This is a genomic window from Lysobacter sp. K5869 (assembly GCF_018847975.1).
GTDB lineage: Bacteria > Pseudomonadota > Gammaproteobacteria > Xanthomonadales > Xanthomonadaceae > Lysobacter.
This window is the reverse complement of record NZ_CP072597.1, coordinates 3,931,651-3,953,880: the sequence shown is the minus strand read 5'-3', so window position 1 is coordinate 3,953,880 and position 22,230 is coordinate 3,931,651. Positions and strand designations below refer to the sequence as shown.

The 22,230-nt window shown below is 68.1% G+C and carries 13 protein-coding genes; 10 read left to right on the top strand and 3 right to left on the bottom strand.

The genetic code is table 11. The annotated features are described in order from the left end of the window. Positions 1-190 precede the first annotated feature (190 nt). The 7 genes from J5226_RS17010 to J5226_RS16980 all read left to right on the top strand — a co-directional run bounded on the left by J5226_RS17010 (position 191) and on the right by J5226_RS16980 (position 10,721). Positions 191-2,650: an MMPL family transporter gene (locus tag J5226_RS17010; RefSeq protein ID WP_215835622.1), complete on the top strand. Its 2,460-nt coding sequence runs from the start codon at positions 191-193 to the stop codon at positions 2,648-2,650. Continuing rightward, positions 2,647-3,576 (top strand): outer membrane lipoprotein-sorting protein, encoded by a 930-nt coding sequence (locus tag J5226_RS17005; RefSeq protein WP_215835621.1) that lies wholly within the window; start codon positions 2,647-2,649, stop codon positions 3,574-3,576. Before J5226_RS17010 ends, J5226_RS17005 begins: the two co-directional genes overlap by 4 nt. After that, the gene (locus J5226_RS17000) at positions 3,573-4,868 is read left to right on the top strand and encodes an FAD-dependent oxidoreductase (protein WP_215835620.1); all 1,296 of its coding nucleotides are present in this window, start codon (positions 3,573-3,575) and stop codon (positions 4,866-4,868) included. Before J5226_RS17005 ends, J5226_RS17000 begins: the two co-directional genes overlap by 4 nt. A gap of 66 nt (positions 4,869-4,934) precedes the next feature. Then, positions 4,935-5,705: a hypothetical protein gene (locus J5226_RS16995; protein ID WP_215835619.1), complete on the top strand. Its 771-nt coding sequence runs from the start codon at positions 4,935-4,937 to the stop codon at positions 5,703-5,705. A gap of 213 nt (positions 5,706-5,918) precedes the next feature. After that, positions 5,919-7,169, top strand: coding sequence for a cytochrome P450 (locus J5226_RS16990; RefSeq protein ID WP_215835618.1), 1,251 nt, complete (start codon positions 5,919-5,921; stop codon positions 7,167-7,169). A gap of 445 nt (positions 7,170-7,614) precedes the next feature. Beyond that, the gene (locus tag J5226_RS16985; protein WP_215835617.1) at positions 7,615-8,331 is read left to right on the top strand and encodes a response regulator transcription factor; all 717 of its coding nucleotides are present in this window, start codon (positions 7,615-7,617) and stop codon (positions 8,329-8,331) included. Then, positions 8,259-10,721, top strand: a complete 2,463-nt coding sequence (locus J5226_RS16980) for a two-component regulator propeller domain-containing protein (RefSeq protein WP_215835616.1) — start codon at positions 8,259-8,261, stop codon at positions 10,719-10,721. Before J5226_RS16985 ends, J5226_RS16980 begins: the two co-directional genes overlap by 73 nt. A gap of 64 nt (positions 10,722-10,785) precedes the next feature. Here J5226_RS16980 and J5226_RS16975 read toward each other — a convergent pair whose 3' ends face one another. After that, positions 10,786-12,216, bottom strand: coding sequence for an ATP-binding protein (locus J5226_RS16975; protein WP_215835615.1), 1,431 nt, complete (start codon positions 12,214-12,216; stop codon positions 10,786-10,788). 916 nt (positions 12,217-13,132) lie between these two features. Between J5226_RS16975 and J5226_RS16970 the strand changes: the two genes are divergently transcribed. The 3 genes from J5226_RS16970 to J5226_RS16960 all read left to right on the top strand — a co-directional run bounded on the left by J5226_RS16970 (position 13,133) and on the right by J5226_RS16960 (position 20,113). After that, entirely contained in the window at positions 13,133-18,631 is a 5,499-nt protein-coding gene (locus J5226_RS16970; protein WP_215835614.1) for an ESPR-type extended signal peptide-containing protein, read from the top strand. Between the two features lie 92 nt (positions 18,632-18,723). Continuing rightward, positions 18,724-19,557 (top strand): OmpA family protein, encoded by an 834-nt coding sequence (locus J5226_RS16965; protein ID WP_215835613.1) that lies wholly within the window; start codon positions 18,724-18,726, stop codon positions 19,555-19,557. Positions 19,558-19,633: 76 nt separating this feature from the next. Further along, entirely contained in the window at positions 19,634-20,113 is a 480-nt protein-coding gene (locus tag J5226_RS16960; RefSeq protein ID WP_215835612.1) for a DUF4019 domain-containing protein, read from the top strand. Positions 20,114-20,728: 615 nt separating this feature from the next. Here the strand turns inward: J5226_RS16960 and J5226_RS16955 are convergent. Together J5226_RS16955 and J5226_RS16950 are read right to left on the bottom strand one after the other, a co-directional pair. Continuing rightward, positions 20,729-20,890 (bottom strand): hypothetical protein, encoded by a 162-nt coding sequence (locus J5226_RS16955; protein WP_215835611.1) that lies wholly within the window; start codon positions 20,888-20,890, stop codon positions 20,729-20,731. Between the two features lie 38 nt (positions 20,891-20,928). Further along, on the bottom strand, positions 20,929-21,225 hold the full coding sequence (locus tag J5226_RS16950; RefSeq protein WP_215835610.1) for a hypothetical protein: 297 nt from the start codon (positions 21,223-21,225) through the stop codon (positions 20,929-20,931). Between the last annotated feature and the right edge of the window lie 1,005 nt (positions 21,226-22,230).

Sequence of the window (22,230 nt, the reverse complement as noted above, 5' to 3'; positions counted from 1 at the left end):
CCCGGCGCGACCGGTAGCGCGGGCAGGGCCCGCGACGCATCGCCGTATTGACCCCTCAATCAGCCTGTGTCCGCGCCGGTGTCGAACCTGCGCGGGGCAATCACCATGACCAACAGGAAGTGCCTTCATGTCCGTTAGAGATCGACTCGTAAACCGATTGTCCGAGCACTTCGAAAACGTACCGGATGCGTTGCGCAAGAGACGCCTGCTGGTCGGCATCGTGTTCCTCGCCTTGCTCGCCGCGAGCGTCTTCGGCATCGGCAAGCTGCGCATGGACATGACCATCGAGGGGTGGTTCAGCAAGGACGACCCGACGCTGATCGCGTTCAACCGCTATCACGCGCAGTTCGGCAGCGAAGACGGCGTCTATATCGTCTACAAGCCGAAGGATGGGGACGTGTTCTCGCCGGCTTCGCTGGAAGCCGCGCGCGGCATCCAGAACGATCTGATCAACTTCCGCGCCAAGCTCAAGGAAGGCGAGAAGTCCGCGCTGGAACACATCGTCAAGGTCGACACCTTGGTGAACGCCCCGGTGCTGACGGTCGACGGCGACGTGCTGGCCTCCAGGCAGTTGGTCGGCGACACCGTGCCCACCTCGCCCGAAGCCATCGCCCAGATCAAGGCGATCGCCGAATCCGAGAAGCAGCTTCCGCTGCAGTTCTTCTCGCGCGATCACAAGTACGGCGGCATTTACATCGAAACCGACTTCGGCACCGTCCCGGTCGACGCGGAGGCCGTTACCGAGGACACGGTCCTGTCGCTCGAGCAGGCTGCCCCGGCCGACGGGGACAAGCCGGTCGAGTTCAAGCCCACCGATCAGGCCGACTACCTGAAGCTGTTCGAGGAGATCAAGAAGATCCTCGGTAAGCCCGAGTACGCCAAGCAGTTCGACTTCTACGCGGTCGGCAACACCGCGGCCGCCGAACACGATGTGAAGATGTCCGAAGAGATGGGCATTCTCTATCTGGCCGCGTTCGCGATCATCGTGGTGCTGCTGTGGTTCCTGTTCCGTTCCGCGTCGGCCGTGGTGTGGTCGATGCTGATCGTCATCCTGAGCACGGTTTTCACCCTCGGCGCCGCCGGGTTGCTCGGACTCACCGTCACCGGTTTCTTGATTCTCACCATCTTGTTGATTCTCACCGTCGGCGTCGCCGATACGGTGCACACGCTGACCGGCTACACCCACCAGCGCACCTCCGGCGTCGACCATCGCGAGGCGCTGCGCCATACCTATAAGTTCGCCGGCGTAGCGCTGCTCCTGACCGGTCTCACCAACATGACCGGCACCATGGCGCTGAACATCACGCCGGTGGTTCCGATCCAGAGCTTCGCGATCATGTCGACCCTCGGCATCCTGTTCGCGCTGCTGCTGACCTTCTACTTGCTGCCGGTACTGATCGACTTGTGGCCGACGGTCTCGAAGAAGGCGACCGTCGTCGCCACGCCGGAGAAAAAGCGGTTTCTGGATGTGCTTCCGCATTTGAAGTCGGCCTTGGAGAAGGTCTTTCCGCTCGTTGAGAAGCGTCCGGTCGCGTTCATCGTTCCCTTCATGCTGATGCTGGCGGTGTCCCTCTACGGCGCGACCCAGGTCAAGATCGACTCGCAGATTCTGGACCAGTACCCGAAGGACTCGACCTTCACCCAGAGCGTGAAAGTCGCCGACGAGCACATGATGGGCGCCTACGCGATGGTGCTGTACCTCGACTTCAAGGAGGACTTCGCCCTGCAGGACCCGGACGTTCTGAAGGCGATGGACGAGCTGCAGAAGAAGTTCGAGGCCAAGTACAAGAAGTACGTGGTGATGACCAACTCCATCGCCGATGTGGCGAAGGACGCCAACCGCAAACTCAACGGCAACGCGCCGCAGTACGAGCGGATTCCCGAAACGCGCGAAACGCTGGCGCAAACGCTGTTCATGTTCAACAGCGCGAATCCGAGCGAGCGCCAGCGTCTGGTCGACGATAACTACCGCAAGGCCAACATCAAGATCTCGCTGCACAGCTACGGATCGTACGAATACCAAGCGGTCTTCGAGCAAATGCGCGCCGACATCGACGAGATGATGGCGAAGCTGAAGACGAAGTACCCCAAGGCCGAGGTATCCATCACCGGCGTCTTCGCCCTGGCGATGCAGGCGGCCCAGTACATCACCGAGAACGAGGCCATCACCTTCGGCATCGCCCTGGTGGTGGTGAGCGTGATCCTGCTGCTGGTGTTCGGTTCGTTCAAGGTCGGACTGATCGCGCTGATTCCCAACCTGATCCCCGCGCTGCTCGCGCTGGGCTTGCTCGGCATCTCGGGAATCCCGCTGGATTTCTTCACCATGATGCTCGCGCCAATCATCATCGGCATCTCGATCGACGACACCGTGCACTTCATTTCGCACTACCAGCAGAAGCTAGCCAAGAACGGCGACGTCAACGCCGCGTTGCGGGAAACCATCAGCGAAGCCGGCCCGGGCGTGGTGTTCACCGCGCTGATCCTGGGCCTGGGCTTCGGAATCATGGCAGTCGCCTCGGCGGCGGGCACGTCCAACATGGGCAAGTTCGGCGCGCTCGCGATCTTCATCGGCCTGCTCAACGACCTGTTCCTGCTGCCTGCCTTGTTGTTGGCATTCAAACCGAAGTTCAAAAAGGAGACCGTTGAATGAATACCGCCAGCCGTATTTTGCTCGCGGCGCTGTTCCTGGCCGCGCCGACGGCATCCCTCGCGCAGGATGCCCGGGAGATCATGATCAAGGTGGACGATGCGACGAATCACAGCTTTTCGTCCTCGGCCCGCCAGTTGAAGTATTCGACCTGCCGTTACCAGGTCGGCGGCGGAAAGCTGTCCTGCGCCGAGAAGCCGCGCGTCGTGGTCGTCGAGTCGTTCAGCAGGACGCGCACCACGCCGGGCGCGCCGGGAGAGCGCGATCTGGAATTCAAGGCGCTCGACGTCATCATCCAACCGATCAGCGACAAGAACACGGCGACGCTGTCCTGGGGCTACCCCGCGGACAAGGCGTCCGACTTCTGGGTCTATCTGCCGGTGTTGAGCAAGGTCAAGCGCATCGTGTCGGTCGCCGACAGCAGCGAGAGCGGCGCCTTGTTCGGTTCGGAGGTCTCGGCCGAGGACGCGGACGTCAGAAAGGTCCGAGATTACACCTACAAGCTGCTGGGCGAGGACACCTTCCGCGACCGCCCGGTCTGGAAGATCGAGCTGACCCCGACCCAGAGCCGCCTCAAGCGCTCCTACTACGGCCGCATCGTCTCCTATATCGACAAGGAGCGTTTCATCGCGCTGAAAGAGGACCTCTACGACCGCAGCGGCAGGCAATACAAGCAGTACTCGGCGATGGAAGTTAAGCAGTTCGGCAAGGTTTGGCTGGTCACGAAGGCCGTGATGAACAACCTCACCAAGCGCCGCATCACCAATTGGGAGCACACCGATGTCGCGCTCAACGTCGACATCGACGAAGAGTTCCTCAGCCAGCGCTCGCTGACCGATTTCGCTTTTCGCGAGCGTCACATACAGCTCTACCGCAAGTACCTGACTCAGGGCAACGGCGGGGCACAGCAGGAGTCGAACAAGTCATGAGCATGTCCACCGACAACGAAACCTACGATTGCATCGTGGTCGGCTCCGGCACCGCCGGCGCCGTGATCGCGCGCGAACTCAGCCGTAGCGGGCAGAAGGTGCTGATCCTGGAGCGCGGGCCGTATATCCCGCTCAAGGAGACGCTCTGGACGCTCGGGTCGATGTTCAACGAGGTCCCCGTGGCCGACAAGCTCAAGGACGCCCGGGTGTACGCCGCGGGCGGATCGAGCGCGATGTTCATGGCGGTCATGGACGAACCGCCGATCGCCGCCTATCGCGCGCTCGGCATCGACCTGCAGCCCGCCTACGATGCGATGCGCCTGCAGGTCCCGCTCGCCGAGATGGCCGACGAGCTCATGAGCCCGCAGGCGCACAAGGTGCGCGAAGCCGCCCTCGCGCTGGGTTACGACTGGAAGAAGAAGCTGATGCTGATCGACCAGTCCAAGTGCAGCGGCGTTTACTCGTACGAGGCCAAGTGGAAGGCGCTGACCTTCGTCGACGAAGCCGTGCGCCTGGGCGCGGTGCTGAAGTGCCAGGCGCTCACCGAACGGGTGCTGATCGAGAACGGGCGCGCGGTCGGCGTGGAATGCCGGATCAAGAAAGAAGCGGTGCAGTTCCGCGCGGAGCGGGTCGTGGTCTGCGCGGGCTCGCTGGCGACGCCGGTGCTGCTGCGCGGCAGCGGGCTGGACCATGTCGCCGCCGGCGGCTACTACATCGATCCGGCCGTTACCCTGTTCGGGCGCGTCCCGGGCCTTCGCGGCGTCGACAGTTTCTGCGGCACGATGGAAACCACGCTGGAAGAGGGCATCGCGCTGAAGGACGCGAACGTGCACAAGCTGCCGTTCCGCATGTTCATGCTGCAGTACATGCAGATTTCGCGCATGTTCGCCTATCCCGAGAGCATCGGCGTCACGGTGATGGCCCACGACGAAGTCGGCGGCGGGCTCTCCGCCGACGGCCGCTACAACAAGACGCTCGATGCCGCGGTGTTCGACAAGCTCGCGCGCGGCGAGCAGGCGGCGCGCGCGATCCTCGAACGCGCCGGCGCCCGCGACATCTTCAAGGCGCCGATGTTCTCCGGCGGCGCGCTCGGCACGCTGCGGGTAGGCAGCGACGTCGATACGCGACTCGAAACCAGCGTGCGCGATCTCTACGTCTGCGACGGCTCGCTGATCCCGGAGAACGGACGGGTCGCGCCGACGCTGACCCTGCTGTGCCTGGCGAAGTATCTCGCCGACCTTCTCACTCAAACCCATCGCGCGCCCGCCGAAGCCGAAGCGGTTCCGGCCTGACCGCCGCGCCTCGCGAGCGGCGCTTGTGTTCCATCACCTAATCCATCGCGACATCAGGGAGACAGCATGAACGAAGCATCGAATACCGCGGCCAAGGACAAGGCCACCGTTGCCAAGAAGGTCAAGGATCCGCTCTGGAAAAGAATCTATTTCGCTTTCAGCCTGTTCGTGATGGCGGTGATCGTCGCGCATTTCACCTGGCTGGCCTGCGGCTCGGCCCAATGGAAGCTGGCCAAGGACGAGGACGGCATCAAGGTCTATGTGATGAAGGCGCCGGGCGACGCGATGCTGAAGATGCGCACGGTGATGGAAGGCGACTACACGCTGAACCAGCTGGTCTCGCAGCACATCGGCGTCGGCGACAACCTGCAGGTGTGCAAGGAATGGATTCCCGGCTGCAAGGACTTCAAGCGGATCATGGACTTCAACCCGCAACGGGGCTACGACCGCGATCTGTGGCGCGTGGAAGTGCCCGGGCCGTTCGACGATCGGGAACTGTTGATCTCGACGATCTTCCATCAGGACAAAGCGACCAAGACGGTGACGCTCGATGTGGTGGGCATGCCCAACAGCTTGCCGCATACGCCCGGCGTGGTTCGCTTGGAACGCATCCACAACCAGTGGACCTACAAGCCGCTGCCCAGCGGCAAGATCGAAGTCGCGCTGATCCAGGATGTCGGTTTCTCGGATGTCGGCTTCTTGCCGTATCCCCTGTTGAACCTGACGCTCGTCGACGACAGCCATAAGTTCTTTGCGACCACGCTGCGGTCGAGCTTGCTGGAAGACAAGTACGTCCACGCCAAGGTGGACCTCGTCGACCTCGAGGACATCCGCTGACCGAATCGTCGCGGGCGACTCGGCGCGCGGCCCGCCACCGCCGATCGACGCGTTGGGGTGGGACGCCTGCTGGACACTCGAACCTCCGGCGTCCCATCGGCTCGCACGGGCCGTCCGCCCGTAAGAACGCCGAAACCTCGCGGCTAGTTTTCTTGCGAACAGGTTCGATGCGAACCGAACCCAATCATGACCGAGAGTGGGAGACACCAGACTATGAGCGTGACCACCGAAGACATCGAGGCGCCCCAGAAAACCGGAGAGGCCTTGGAACTGTTCAACCCGTTCTCGCCGGGGTTCGACGAGAACCCGTACGAGCACTACCGCACGCTGCGCGACACCCACCCGGTGCAGGAGCACCCGATGGGGTTCTGGTTCGTGTCGCGGCACGCCGACGTTTCCACGCTACTGCGCGACGCCCGGCTGTCCGTGGCCGACAACAACCTCGGCGCCGGCCCGATGCGCGACCAGTACGAGAAACTCATCGCCAACGCGCCCGTCAAGCTGGTGACCTTATTGGACAGCGACCCGCCGGACCACACCCGGTTGCGGTCGCTGGTGGGCAAGGTGTTCACGCCGCGCTCGATCGCCGCGTTGGAACCGATGGTGACCGAGCTGGTCGACGAGTCGCTGGACCGCATCGCCGAAGCCGGCTCGGTCAACCTGATCGATGCGCTCGCGTTCCCGCTGCCGTTCGCGGTGATCTCCACGATGCTCGGCATGCCGGACATCGCCGATCCCAAGCGGCTGCTCGAACTGACCGAGACGCTGGTCATCGCGCTGGAGCCGGTCGCCGATTCCGATGTGATGACGGCCATCGTCGACGCCGAGGTCGAGCTGTCGGGCATGATGCGCGAGGTCATCGCGTGGAAGCGCAACAACCCGGCCGACGACCTGCTGACCGCGCTCATCCAGGCGGACCATAACGGCGACTTTCTCTCCAACGACGAGCTGGTGGCGCAGATCCTGCTGCTCTTCATCGCCGGCCACCATACGACCGTCAACCTGATCGGCAACGGCGTCGCCGCGCTGTTGCGCCATCCCGACCAGCTGGCGCTGCTGCGGTCGAACCCGGACCTCATCGGCAACGCCGTCGAGGAATTCCTGCGCTACGACAGTCCCACCCACCAGACCCGCCGGATCACCCTGGCCCCGTATCAGGTCGGCGGCCGCGAGATCCCGCCCGGCGCGATGATGATCGCCTGCCTCGGCTCGGCCAACCGGGACGAGCGGATGTTCGGTCCGGACGCCGACGTGCTGCGGATCGACCGCGAACAGGCCCGCCACCACGTGTCGTTCAGCGTCGGCACGCACCACTGCCTCGGCTCCGCGCTCGCCCGGCTGGAGGGGAGGGTGGCGATCAGCCGGCTGGTGAACCGGTTCCCGCAACTGGCCTTGTCCGGCCGGGTGCGCTGGAACGGCCGCATCAACCTGCGCGGCGCGACGGACGTGCCGATCAGCGTGTAACCGCGCGCCGCGGCCGAGCGCGCGGGGCGAGCGCCGCGCGATCCGCGGCATCGGGCGCACGCGGTTGAAATCGCCGAGCCTCTGCTCGCCGCCGGCTTGCGCCAGCGACGGCGAGCCGGCGCCGGCCGCACGCCCTCGTCCCCTGAGAGCGGCGCGCCGGCGCTGCGAGGCTTGCCGCGTCGCCGGACGCGAGGCGCCCGTCGCCGCCGCCATCGCGCCGAAGCGCGCTCGCGCCGCTATCCGCCAAGGCCGCGTTCGCCGCCGCGGCGATACCGCGCGACCGCAGTTCGCGCCTGTCGCGAGCGAACGCCCGGAGCGTAGTGATTACCGTCACGAAAGCCAACTTGCTTGCAGCTTCGCCGCAAACATTCCGTACAGTTTCGGTGCCGTACGGAACGTATACTTTTGCTGTCGTTGGGGCCGTTGGTTAGTTGCAGGGGACGTTATGACCGACGCTCGCGCGCGGGGAGAAACCGGTCGCCCGCCCACGTTGGCGGTCGTGGAAGACGACAGCGTCTTCCGAGAAGAAGTGCTTTTGCCGGTGCTCAACCAGTCGGGATTCGCCGCGGTCGGCATGCCCCGGGCGCTCGATCTGTACCGGGCGATGACGCTCCAAGCCTACGATCTGGTGTTGCTGGACATCCATCTGCCCGACGAGGACGGTTTCAGCATCGCAAGCCATTTGCGCCGGCTGTCGCCGCGCGTGGGCATCGTGATGCTGACCGGATACGCCTCCAGCGAAGACCGGATGCGCGGCCTGCGCGCGGGCGCGGACGCCTATCTGCCCAAGCCGGCCGACATGGAAGAGGTCGTGGCGACCTTGCGCAATCTCTCGCGCTGGGTCGTCAACGACACCGAGCCCGCGCCGCCGCGGATGAAGTGGCGCCTGGACGAGCGCGGATGGAGCATCCTGACCCCGCGCGGACGCGAGGTCGAAATGAGCTTGGCCGAGCGCCAGGTGATGGCCGTGCTGGCGGCGACGCCCGGCGTTCCGGTACAGCGCGAGACCTTGATCGCCAAGCTGGTCCGCAACGCCTACGACTTCGATCCGCACCGGCTGGAAATGCTGGTCCACCGCTTGCGCAAGAAATGCCAGCAGTCCACCGAGGAAGAACTGCCGCTGCGTTCGGTGCGCGGCATCGGGTATGTCCTCAATTGGTGAAGCGCTCGCGCACCGGCGTCCGCCGCGACGGCAACCAAGTGAAAGGATTCGCGGGCTGGCTGCGGGCGGCGCTCGGCCTCCTCGCCGGGTTGGTCTTGAGCCACGCCGTCTCGGCCTCGGCGCCGCTGCGGCATCCGGACTACCGGGTCGGCGTGCACGCCTACGGCACCGACGACGGATTGCCGCCGTCGGGCGTGAACGCGATCGTCCAGACCCGCGACGGCTATCTGTGGATCGGCACGTTCGGCGGGCTGGCGCGGTTCGATGGGCTGACCTTCACCACCTTCCGCAACCGGCCCGCGCTGGATGCGCGCGGCGCGCGTTCGAGCGCGCAGGCCGGTCCGGTCAGCGACCGGATCTCGGCCCTGCTGGAGGATCGGCAACGGCGCCTGTGGATCGGAACCCAGGACGCCGGGCTCAGCGTGTACGCGCACGGCCGGTTCCGGCCCGTGCCGGTCTGCGGCGGCACCTGCCAGATCAACACCCTGTTCGAGATGCCCGGCGGCGAATTGTGGATCGCCAGCAGCGCGGGCCTGTTCGTGCTCGATCCGGCCAGCGAGAAAGCGCGCTGGATCGATCCCGGCCGCTATGGGCGCGCCCACATCGCCCGCGATGGACGCGGGCGCGTCTACGTCGCCGGCGCCGACGGACTCTTCGCCGTGACGGACGGGCGGCTGCGCCCGATTCCGCTGCCGGCCGGCGACGCATGGGTGCGGATGCTGAAACGCAGCGGCGACGAGTTGCTGATCGGCACCGATCGCGCGCTGTATCGCTACGAACCCGGCGCCGGGCGCTGGCGGCCGTTGGGCATCGCCCAGCCCACCGACGCCTTGCAGGCGGCCGACGGCCGCTGGTGGGTGGCCACCGCCTCGGGGCAGCTGCTGCGCGAACGCGGTCCGGGCCGGTGGAGCGAAGTGCGCGAGCTGTCCGGCGTCGGCGTGACCCGGCTGGGACGGGACGACGAAGGCAATCTGTGGATCGGCAGCGGCAACCGCGGCTTGTTGCGCGTACGCAGCCCCTTGTTCGGTCTGCTGCCCGTGCCCAGGGCGGGACTGAACATCGCCGGGCGCGCGATCCTCGCCGACGGGCGAGGCGGGCTGTGGTTGGGGTCGGCCTGCGGCGGGCTGCGCCATTGGCGCGAGGGCGGGCCGATGCCGTTGCAGCCGCTGCGGCCGGGCGAGGACGACGATTGCGTGACCAATCTGGCGGCCGGCCGCGACGGCGCGCTGCTGGTCGGAACCGCCGAGGGCAATCTGTTCCGCGTCGTCGCCGGCGAATCGACCCGGGTCGGGAACTGGTCCGAGCGCGGCGCGCTCAATGTGTGGGCGTACGGCGACCGCTTCTTGATCGGCCTGCGCGGCTCGACCCTCGAAATCGGCGTGGACGGCGCAGGACGGCCGACCGGCGAACGGCGCATCGAGGCGCTGCGCGGGCTGAGCATCAACAATCTGGTCGCGGCCCGGCGCGGAGGCTACTGGTTCGTCGGCGACGGCGGCGCGTGGCGCGTGCTCGACGGCCGGATCGTCGAACAATGGACGCCGCGCGAAGGCCTGTCGTCGCGGTTCGCGCGGGCGCTGTACGAAGACCCGAACGACGGCACGCTGTGGATCGGCACCTACGGCGGCGGCTTGAACCGCATCCGCGATGGCCGCCTGAGCCGCTACGACAGCCGCAACGGCCTGATCGACGACACCGTCTCGTGCATTCTTCCCGACCACCGCGGCCGCCTGTGGCTGGCGGGCAATCGCGGCGTGACTTTGCTGCCGGATCCCGCGGCCGCGGCGGCGGATATCGAATCCATCGGTTACGGCGCCGAAGACGGCTTGATTCCTGCGGAAGTCAACGGCGGCCATTCGACCTCCTGCCATCGCGACTCGCAGGGCCGGTTATGGTTTTCCATGGTCGAGGGGTACGCGACGATCGATCCGAGGCAAGTTCCCGGCGTGCGTCCCTTGACGATCCGTTCGCGCATCGAAGGCGCGACGGTCGGCGGACGCGAGCAGAACATCGCCGGAGCGGCGTTGACCTTGCCCCCTTTCGCCCAGAATCTGGAAATCCGCTACACCGGCATCAACCTGAGCCGGCCGCGCGATACCTATTTCCGCTTCCGCTTGCTCGGTTTCGACCACGACTGGGTCGAGGCGGGCAAAAGCCGCAGCGTCCTGTACGCGTCCGTGCCTTGGGGCGAACACGTGTTCGAAGTGCAGGCGCGCACGCTCGGCGGACGCTGGTCGCCGTTGGCCGCGAGCTTGCGCATCTCCAATCCGCAGCCGTGGTATTTGCGCCCGTGGATCCTGATCCTGGCGACCGCGCTGGGCTTGGTGATCCTGGTCGGCGCGACTCAGATCGGCGCGGGCCAGGACAAGGCCTGGCCGCGGAAGGACGACTGAGCCCAGGGCTCGCGCTAGCCGGGCGAGGTTTCGTGCGCGGCGACGCTTCGGCGCCGGGGCGCGGCTAGGCTAGCGATCCGGCCCCGGCGCGGCCGTCGCTGTCGCCCGCGTCGGCGGCCGCCGGCAACGACGGATCCTCGCCGGCGCCCGACGGGCTTGCGCCCGGATCGCGTACGCGCGGCAGCCGGATGCGGATCCGCGTGCCCTGGCCCGGCGCGCTGTCGACGGCGATGTCGCCGTCGTGATCGGCGACGAAGCGGTGCACCGTGGTCATGCCGATGCCGGTGCCCTTGTCCTTGGGCTTGGTGGTGAAGAACGGTTCGAACAGCCGCGCGCGCACCTGCGCGCTCATGCCGGCGCCCGAATCCTCCAGGCGCAGACAGGCATGCTCCGCCTCGGCTTCGACCGCGAGCGCGAAACGGCCGCCGTCGGGCATCGCGTCGCAAGCGTTGCTGGCGATGTTCAACAACGCCAGCACCAGTTCGTCGCGATCGGCCTCGATCAGCACGCCGGACATCGAGGTGTCCAGCTCGACCACGATCGCGCGCGGAAACATCGGCAGGATCAGCGGCCGCACTTCCTCGATCGCTTCGGCCAGATCGAACCGCGACAGCTGTCTGGCGTCCGGACGGCTGAGACTGAGCAGGCGGCGGGTGAGGGTGGCGCCGCGCCGCGCGGCCTGCTGGATGCCGGGCAGCACCGCGTCCGCCGAACCCTTGAGCAACTTGACCGAGGTCGCGTGTCCGAGGATCACGCTCAGAATCGCGTTGAAGTCGTGGGCGATACCGGTGGACAAGCGGCCGATGATCTCCATCTTCTGGCTCTGCAGCAGGCGCTCATAGGCGCGCTCTTTCTCTTCCACTTGCCGCTGCAGTTCCTGGCACAGCTCGTTGAGTTCCTCGCTGCGGTGGATCGCCTTGCGGGTCGACAGCACCAGCCGGTCCAGAATCACCACCAGGGTCAGGAAGTTCGTCCCGGCCAGCAACAGATTCGACAGCGTGTCGGCCGCCTGCGTCGGCCCGGGCGCCAGCCGCAGGTCGGCCAGCGCGCCGATGGCCAGCACGACGACATTGGCCAGCGCGGTCCACCACGCCGCCGACCGTCCCAGGAACAGGCCGGCGATCAGCAAGGGCAACAAGTGCACGATCTGCAGGCCCGAGTGCGCGCGCAGGCCGTAGCTCAGATAGCTCATCGCCATCAGGACCAGCCCGCCGACGACGACCAACCGGGTCGCCAAGCGGAACAAGCCGCCGCGCAACAGGCTCAGGCACAAGCAGGCGTAGACGCTGACGATCAGCATCAGAGCCGTTTCCGCGGTCGCGCCGTTCGCCGCCCACGGCACCAGCGCCATCGCCAGGGTCGCCGCGGCGATCGCCGCCAGCATCGCCGCCAGCGTGCGCGCGTTGCGCCGGTCTTGCGGATCGCGGGCGCTGGCCGGCTCGACCCGAGCGAGGAAGCCGAGCCAGGAGGGCGGAAACAATTTGGGCACGGTCATCGGCGCATGCGGACGGTAAGGGCGGAGAGGCCGATCCGCGTCGCCGGATCGCGCCGCGGCCGGGACCGGTGGCTGTCCGCGGCCGTTTGCGCGGCGGACGAGCGCAGATCCGGAGGCGATCCCTTGCCTGGATGACTATCGGTGGACAGCTTAGCAGCGAGGTTCGGGACTGGAATTGCGCAGTCTGCTCTGCGTATCGATTCGTGATTTTCATCACCGTGCTTGCAGTCGAAATCCACAAAAACAACCTGCGGCCGCCTCGGCATTTCTCACCTAGCGTGAGGCAAGGGGAGGTCGCGCACGCACTATTCGCGCCGCGCGACCGCCGCGGCCGCGACTCGCGGCCGGCATGCGCATGAGGCCGTTGGCGAGCGCGCGGTTTCGCGCCCCGTGTTTTTCCGCTTTCTGCGGGCTTGCGCAAGCGCGAGCGCCGCATAACCGCACCGTCGCGACACGCGCGCGGCGGCGGCCCGGGCCGGCAAGAAATCGTGAAACGCGGTGCGTGTAATGGAATTTTTCGCTCGCTAGTGTTCGCGACGAGTCGCCGGGCGCGGTTTTCGAACGACACCGGACGTTCGCGCCGCGCCGGATCGACCCGTCGGATCGACCTGCCTCGGACCTCGACCGCCGCGTGCCTGCGCGGGCGGCGCGAGCGACCCCAGCCGCGGCATGCGCCGGCCCGACATCGCGCACGGCGCGGCAACGGCCATCGCAGCGCCGCGGCCGCTCCGAACGCAGACGCAGACCGCACCGGGACGGGCCTCCGACCCGGGCCGGCCCGCGCCCGGAATCGCCACGAAAGACCGCGCGCGCCGGTTTCGCCCGACGCCGCGGCCGCCGTCGCGCCCCGATTACGCGCCACTACGCCGCCGACCGCATCCGCCCGCGCTCGCGGCTCCACGAGAGGACACCAGTGATGAACAAGATCTACAGCGTTGTGTGGAGCCGCTCGCTCAACCGATTCGTGGTCGCCTCGGAGTTGGCGGCGGCGCAGGGCAAGTCGTCCGGCCACGGCGCGAAGCCGGCCGCGACCGCGCGCGCGCTGCACGCCGCGATCGTCGCGACCTTGCTGACGGCGGGTCTCACCGGTTGGGCGCCGTCGGCCTGGGCGCAGGCGGTGGATTGCAACGCGGCGCCCTACAACCTCTACAACAGCACCGCCTCGTGCATGGGCTTAGGCGCCAAGGCGTCCGGCATCGGCGCGACCGCGTTGGGCTCGATCGCCAACGCCGACGTGCTCGGCGGCCTGGCGGTCGGCTACGCCGCGCACAGCGCCGCGCAGAACTCGATTTCCGTGGGCTTCCAGGCCTATTCGAACGCGATCAATTCGATCTATCTGGGCGCGCGCTCGGCGGCGGGCACCGGCGCGCTGAGCGGCGGCGCCATCGCCATCGGCACCGACGTGACCGCCTCGGCCGGCAACACCGCGGCGATCGGCAGCTTCGCCCGCGCCACCAGCAATTACGCCACCGCGTTCGGCGCGGAATCCAACGCCGCCGGCCTGCGCAGCATCGCCGTCGGCTACCGCGCCAACGCCGCCATGCTCGACGCGGTCGCGCAGGGCACCAGCGCCGCCGCCAGCGCGCAGAACGCCGTCGCGATCGGCTTCCAGACCATCGCTTCGGAACTCAACTCGGTCTACATCGGCTCGCGCACCGTCGCCGGCACCGGCGCCACGGCCCCCGGCGCGATCGCCATCGGCACCGACGTGACCGCCTCGCAACTGCACGCGACCGCGATCGGGATCAAGAGCGCGGCCACCGGGCAAGCCGCGATCGCGCTCGGCCAGAACGCGGCGGCCTCGGCCACGCAGGCGATGGCGCTGGGCGCCGGCGCCATCGCCGACGCCGCCGACGCGGTCGCCATCGGCACCGGTTCGACCGCGACCGGCGGCCGCGCGGTCGCGGTCGGCGCGGGCAATCGCGCCAGCGGCAACGGCGCGGTCGCCATCGGCGATCCGAACACCGCCACCGGCAACGGCGCGATCGCGCAAGGGTTGGACAACACCGCGACCGGCAACGGCTCGGTGGCGATGGGCAATACCAATATGGTCGGCGGCGGCGGGCAGGCGGTCGGCACGGCCGGCACGGCGGCGCAGGGCGCGGTCGGCATCGGCTATCAGAATCAGGCGAGCGGGCAGGGCGCGGTGGCGTTGGGCAGCACCAGCCGCGCGCTCGCGGCCGGCGCGCTGGCCTTCGGCGACACGGCCACGGCCAACACCGACCAAAGCATCGCGCTCGGCTCCAACGCCAGCGCGACCGGTGGCAGCGCCATCGCCATCGGCCGCATCAGCAGCGCCAACGGGACCAACGCCACCGCCCTCGGCGCTGGCGCGGCCGCCAACGCCAACACCGCGCTCGCGCTGGGCAATTCGGCCGCCGCCAACAACGTTGGCGACGTGGCGCTCGGCGCGGGCTCGACCACCGCTGCGGCGGTCGCCACGCCGAGCGTCACCATCGGCGGCACCACCTACAACTTCGCCGGCATCGCCCCGACCAGCACCGTCAGCGTCGGCAGCGGCAGCAATCAGCGCACCGTCACCAACGTCGCCGCGGGCCGCCTCGACGGCGCGTCCACCGATGCCGTCAACGGCTCGCAGTTGTTCGCCACCAATCAAGCCGTCGCCGCCATCGCCGCGAGCACGCCGACGCACTACTACAGCGTGAACGACTCCGGCGCACCGACCGGCAACTACAACAACGACGGCGCGACCGGCATCAACGCCCTGGCCGCGGGCGTGCAGAGCGTGGCGACCGGCAACAACTCCGCCGCGGTCGGCGTGACCTCCTCGGCGCTCGCCGACGGCGCGTTCGTGTTCGGCAACAACTCCACCGCGTCGGGCGTCAATTCGCTCTCGCTCGGCACCAGCGCGGTCGCCAACGCGGTCAACGCCATCGCCGTCGGCACCCAGACCTTGGCCTCGGGCATCGGCGCCACGGCGCTGGGCACGCTGGCCCAGGCCAGCGGCAACCTCGGCGTCGCGGTCGGCACTCAGGCCGAAGCGAGCGGGCCGGAAGGCGTGGCCGTCGGCAACCAGACCCGGGCCAGCGCCGCCAACGCCACCGCGCTCGGCAACCAGATCACCGCGGCGGCCGAGGGCAGCGTGGCGATCGGCGCGAACACCGGGCTCGCGGTCGACGCGGCCTCGATCAACGGCGTCGCCATCGGCACGTCGGCGAAGGTCGCCAACGCGCCGTCCGGCATCGCCCTGGGCGATTCGGCCAACGCGTCCGCGGCCAATGCGGTGGCGATCGGCCGCGGCTCCGCGGCCGCGGCGGCCGACGCGCTCGCCATCGGCCGCGACACCCGCGCCGATGCCGCCGAAGCGGTCGCGATCGGCACGGCGAGCGTCGCCACCGGCGGCCGCGCGGTCGCCATCGGTTCCGGCAACGTCGCCAACGGCGACGGCGCGGTCGCCATCGGCGATCCGAACACCGCAACCGGCAACGGCGCGATCGCGCAAGGTTTGGACAACACCGCGACCGGCAACGGCTCGGTGGCGATGGGCAACACCAATCGGGTCGGCGGCGGCGGGCAGGCGGTCGGCACGCCCGGCACCGCGGCGGCCGGCGCGGTCGGCATCGGTTTCCAGAACACCGTGGTCGGGCAGGGCAGCGTCGCGCTCGGCCACACCAGCCGCGCGTTGGCGGCCGGCGCGGTCGCGTTCGGCGACAGCGCGGCGGCCAACAACGCGCGCGATGTTGCGCTGGGTTCGGGCTCGACCACCGAAGCCGCGGTCGCCACCACCGGCGCGACCATCGCCGGCACCGCCTACACCTTCGCCGGCACCACGCCGGCCAGTACGGTCGGCGTGGGCACGGCGGGCGCGGAGCGCACCATCACCCATGTCGCGGCCGGCCGGATTTCCGATACCTCGACCGATGCGATCAACGGTTCGCAGCTGTACGCGACCCACCGCGCGGTCGATGCGGTCGCCGCCACCGCCAACGCCGGCTGGAACCTCAGCGCGCAAGGCGCCAACGCCAGCAACGTCGCGCCCGGCGAGGCGGTCGATCTCAACAACACCGACGGCAACATCGTGGTGAGCAAGACCGCGGCGAGCGACAACGTCAGTTTCGATCTGGCCAACGACATCGCCGTCGACAGCGTCACCGCCGGCAACACGGTGGTGAACACCAACGGCCTCACCATCAACGGCGGGCCGAGCGTCACCGTCGGCGGGATCGATGCCGGCGGCCTGGTCATCCGCAACCTCGCCCCGGGCGTGGCGCCGACCGACGCGGTCAACGTCAGCCAGCTCACCGACGCGACCAACGCGGTGCGCACGCATTACTACAGCGTCAACGACAACGGCGTCGCCAGCGGCAACTACGCCAACGACGGCGCCAGCGGCCTCAATGCGCTGGCGGCGGGCACCAACGCCAGTGCCACGGTCGCCGGCGGCACCGCGGTGGGCAACGGCGCGGTCGCCGGCGCCCAAGCCGGCGATGTCGCGCTCGGCGCGGGTTCGGTCACCTCGACCGTGGTCGCCACCGCCGGCGACACCATCGACGGGGTGAACTACGGCTACGCCGGCATCGCGCCGACCAGCACGGTCAGCATCGGCGCGGCCGGCGCCGAACGCACGCTCACCCATGTCGCGGCGGGGCGCGTGTCCGATACCTCGACCGATGCGATCAACGGCTCGCAGTTGTTCGCCACCAACCGCGCGGTCGGCGCGCTCGGCGTCAACCTGGACCAGCTCGGCGCCAGCGCCGCGGCTTCGCTGGGCGGCACCTCGGTCTACAACCCCGTCACGCATACGCTGACCGCCGGCCTGTCGGTGGGAGGCAACACCTACACCAACGTCCAGGACGCGCTGACTCAGGTCAACAACAGCGCCAACGCCGGTTGGAACATCGCCGCCGGCGGCGCCGGTGGCAACATCGCGCCGGGCGAAACCCTGACCGTGGCCGCCGGCAGCAACGCCACCGTCGCCTACGACGACGCCAGCGGCACTCTGACCGTCGGCGTGGTGCCGAACCCGAGCTTCAACAGCGTGGTGGTCGGCAACACCACCATCACCAACAACGGACTGAGCATCGTCGGCGGCCCCAGCATCACCAACGTCGGCATCAACGCGGGCGGCACCACCATCACCAACGTCGCCGCCGGCGTCAACGGCGGCGACGCGGTCAACGTGGATCAGTTGAATCAGGCGATCTCGTCGGGCACCGCGCATTACTACAGCGTCAACGACGGCGGCGTTCAAGGCGGCAACTACGCCAACAACGGCGCCACCGCGACCGGCGCGATCGCCTCGGGCGTGAACGCCAGCGCCACCGCCGGCAACGCGGTCGCCATCGGCGCCGGCGCCACCGCGGGCGACGCCAACAGCGTCGCGCTGGGCGCGGGTTCGACCACCGCTGCGGCGGTCGGCACCGCCAGCGCCACCATCGCCGGCACCACCTACAACTTCGCCGGCGCCGCGCCGGTCGGGACGGTGAGCGTGGGCAGCGTGGGCGCCGAGCGCACCCTCACCAACGTCGCCGCGGGCCGCCTGTCGGACACCTCGACCGACGCGGTCAACGGCTCGCAGCTGCACGCCACCAATCAGGCTGTGAACGTCCTCGACGGCCGCGTGACCAAGGTCGAGGGCGACCTCAGCAATCTGAGCACCACCATCGGCGGCTTCGACGGCCGCATCACCCAGGTCGAAGGCAACGTCGCCAACCTGACCACTACGGTCAACAGCTTCGACGGCCGCATCAGCAACGTGCAGAACGGCGGCGACGGCATGTTCCAGGTCAGCCAGGAAGGCCCGATCGCCAAGCCCAAGCCGACCGGTACGAATTCCTCGGCCGGCGGCAACGGCGCCAGCGCCGGCGGCAACAACGCGCTGGCGGTCGGCAACCAGAGCAACGCCAGCGGCAACGGCAGCACCGCGCTCGGCACCGGCGCCACCGCGACCCACGCCAACAGCGTGGCGCTGGGAACCAACTCCACGACGACGGTCGGCGCGCAAAGCAATTACAACGCCGCCTTCGTCGGCAACAGCACGTCCAGCGGCGAGGTCAACGTCGGCGGCCGCACCGTCACCGGCGTGGCGCCCGGCATCGCCGGCACCGACGCGGTCAACGTCAGCCAGCTCAATTCGGGCGTGAACTACGCCATCGATCAGTCCAAGGCCTATACCGACGCGCGCTTCCAGAAGTTCGACAACGACGTGTGGACGCTGCGCCGCGACATGCGCGCGGGCACCTCGTCGGCGATGGCGATGGCCGGTTTGCCGCAGGCGTATCTGCCGGGCAAGAGCATGCTCGCCATCGCCGCCGGCGGCTATCAGGGCGAATACGGCATGGCCGTGGGCCTGTCGGGCATCACCGAAAACGGCCGTTGGGTCTACAAGGCGCAGGCCAGCGGCAATACGGCGCGCGATTGGGGCTTCTCGGTCGGCGCCGGCATTCAGTGGTGAGGCGGCGCGCGGCTCAGCGAATCCATTGTGGTCCCGCGGCGCCGTCGCGCGCGCCGGCGGCGGCGGACGTCAGTCAAAGCGAGGAATCTTCGATGCAAGCCAAACGGTTCGGCGCAACGGCGCTGGTGTGCGGGGTCGCGGTGGGGCTGCTGGCCGCCTGCGGCACCCGCCATGTCAGTCGCGATATTTCTCCCGACGGCGTGGCCGCGGAAGTGATCTTCCCGGCCCCGGAACGCGCGGTCCTCAAGGAAGGCACGTTTCCGAATCTGGACAACCTGCGCCAGGTCGGCGCCGGGGTCAGCAAGGAGCAGTTGTATCACTTGCTGGGGCGCCCGCATTTCCGCGAGGGCTACGCCGGGGTGCGCGAGTGGGACTACCTCTTCCACTTCCGCGACGCGGGCGGCGTGACCACCTGCCAGTACAAGGCGATCTTCGACCGGAACTATCTGGCGCAAAGCTTCCATTGGCAGCCGCAAGCCTGCGCCGAACGCTTGCGCGAGCCGGCGGCGAACGCCGCGCCGGCGCCGACGCCCAGCGCGGCGCCGCGTCGTTTCGCGATTTCGGCCGACGCGCTGTTCGCGTTCGCCCGCGCCGACGCCGAGGACCTGCAGCCCGCGGGGCGCGCGGACATCGCCCGGATCGCGGGCGAGCTGCGCGATCCGGGCGACTTGCGCAGGGTGCGGGTGATCGGCCACACCGACCGCCTGGGCAACGAATCGGACAACCGGGCGCTGTCGCAGCGCCGCGCCGAAACGGTGCGGCAGTTGCTGATCGAACAAGGCGTGCCCGCGCAGCGCGTCGTGGCGGAAGGACGCGGCGCCGCGGAACCCGTCGCTGGCCCTTGTCAGGCCCAGCAACGTGCGGCGCTGATCGCTTGCCTGCAGCCCGACCGGCGTGTGGAGATCGTGGCCGAAGTCGAACGGTGAGCTACTGCGCGTCCGTCGCTCCGGCGCGCCGAGGCCGCGCCGGTTCCTTTGCGTTTCCGTCAGGATCCAGAACATCATGAAGCGTTTCGTTACCACCGCCGTGCTGGCTTTGTGCGCCGCATCCGCGCCCGCGATCGCGCAGGTTCCGGCGCAGGCGCGCCCGGCGCCGCTTGCTCAGTCAGCCCCGGTGGCCACGCGCGATGTCGACCCCAACGCCTTGGCCAACGCCGCGCTGCAGATGCTGCAGGTCATCGACCGCGGACAAGCCGGCGCGCTGTGGGACAACGCCTCGGCCGTCGCCCAACGCGCGACCGGACGCGCCGATTTCGTCGGCCACCTCGGCAAGACCCGCGCGCCGCTCGGCGCCGCCGCGTCGCGCAGCTGGATGTCGGTGCGGCGCGAATCGGTACCCGCGGGCGGCCGGGTTCCGCCGGGGCATTACGCCAACATCGAGTTCGCCAGCCAGTTCCAGGGCCAGCGCACGGCGAAGGAACTGATCTCGCTGCGCCGCGACGAAGACGGGCAGTGGCGGTTCAGCGGTTACGTCATCGAGTGAGTGCGCCCGCGTCGCCGCTGCGGCGCGGTTATCGGGGCCGCGCGCCGCGGCCCGCCGGTCGCACCCGGCGAGAACGGCGTGGGCGTCGGATCAGTACGTAACGCTCGTCCACTGCGCTGGCGTCGGGGCGATCCCGCCGGCGCCTATCAACCGCCGCGGCGCCGCCAGCTCGTCTACACGATGCAGGCTCGTCGATAAGACGGCGGTCCGTTGCGCCCAACGAACGGCGCCCGCTTGCGTCGGCCCCAGCGTGCTGCCGACGGCGCCGTTGTCGCCTTGCCGACTCCCCCAGACGATGCCGCGGTCGACGAAGCCCCTTGGTTGCGAGGCAGGCGATATGAGGGCCGCGTCGCTGACGTAAACGAGGCGAATGTCGGACGCGCGGATCGCGACGGCGCATTCGATCGGGTCTGATCCGGCCATCGAACCGAAGTCGGGCAGGGCGCGATCGCGCCTCCTGTTCCACGACTTGCCTGGATCATCGGCACGCTCTCGCGACCCACCGCGCGCGGATATTTATTTCGGAAACCGAAATCTTCCGCAACAAGCGGCGTTTGGATTATTCGGCGACCCCGGGGTGCGCCCCATATCTCCACCGAATCGTCGGCCACGCAGTTACTGCCGCGTCGCGATGGATTTCGAGCGCAGCGTCGCATCGCAGCCGAACGGCGAATATCCAAGCACGAACACACGCAAGCCATGACCCTTGCCGCGTTTCAGCGACGGGCGGAATTCGGCCTGCCGCGAATTTTTTCCGCTGCGCGCATCGGTTTTCATTGCGCGAACAAGCAGTCACGCCGTTCGGATGATTGAAGTCAGATAACGACAGAATGCCGCCAGCTGGCGAATGAACTCCGGAACGCGAGCGCATCGCCATCGCGAATCCGGCGAACGAGCGCGGGCCGGTCCGCGCGTTGCTTGCGCGAGCTCCGTCTTCTGGATGCGGTCACGATCCATGAGTGAGGAGCGTCGAAACGATGGCGAGGAATTCGATCTTCGTTGCGGAAATTCACCGACGCAGCATTGCTTGTCATGTTGCGAACTCTTAAATGCATCGAATTCGAGTGTTCGCCGATATCGAATTCAATCGTTCCTTGATAGGAGTCACGCATGAGAAATGCCAGAGGAATGGCAAGCCTGAGAGGCATCACACAAAGGATCGCGCTGCGCCACTACTATTTAATTCAACGAAGAACGTCGCTCGTCGCAGAATCGCTCCGCTTCGGGCAGACGCATTTCGCGAAGGTTTCGTAGTCATGACACCGGCTCGACCGCAAACGCGAAGGGTCGACCGGCGCAAGACCGATGCGGCGCTCCGCGTGGCGGCGAAACACAAGCGCCGCGATGGTCGGATGCATGAAGGCGAGCCTGCGCCGCTGTGCGAACAGGCCCGGCGGACGCATCGACGAAACAGTGAACGTTCTGAAAACCCGGCGCATGTGTCTGCGGTATCAGGGGGCGCCTTCCATATCCACGACGCGAACGGCCGGACGGGCTGCGGTTGGCCTTGCCCTGCGCTCGCGTCGCCACGGCCCGCAAGGCGGCGGAACCTTCGGTCCGTCGCCATCGCCAAAGGACTGAGGAGCTGATTTGAATGAAACCCGATGCAACGAGTCCCGGACCCTGCGTCCGATGAGATGACGTAAGCCGCGCCAGCGCGAACGACGGCAAACGCGAGAGGACTGGCCTTCGCCGGCCGCCTTCGCAAGTTCGCTGGCTGAAATCCCGCTTCCGGATTCGGGCGACGGACATCGCCCGCGTTCGTACGCGCGAAAGTTTTCGCGATTTTCCGTCGCCCCGGCCGCTCGCTTTCGGCTGGTCGCCGGCGGCTGCGCGGACTCGCGGAAATACGCTCGCCGCAAACGGCTGCGCTACAGAGCGCGGCAGAACTGTGCGCGACGTTTTCCCATAGCGCGAACTCATCGGAAGCGGCTTCGGCGATGCCGTGCGAATGCGTGCGGCGCGGCGCGCTCAAACAAGGATCAACACCGTTCGCGCCGCTGAACCGGCGCGGATTCGAATCATCGAAAGGTCATGCAGGTCCCGGGCGGCCATCGGTCGGTCGACAACGCCACTGCGAGGCGATGCGGCGCAGGCGTTCCACGACGACCCACGAG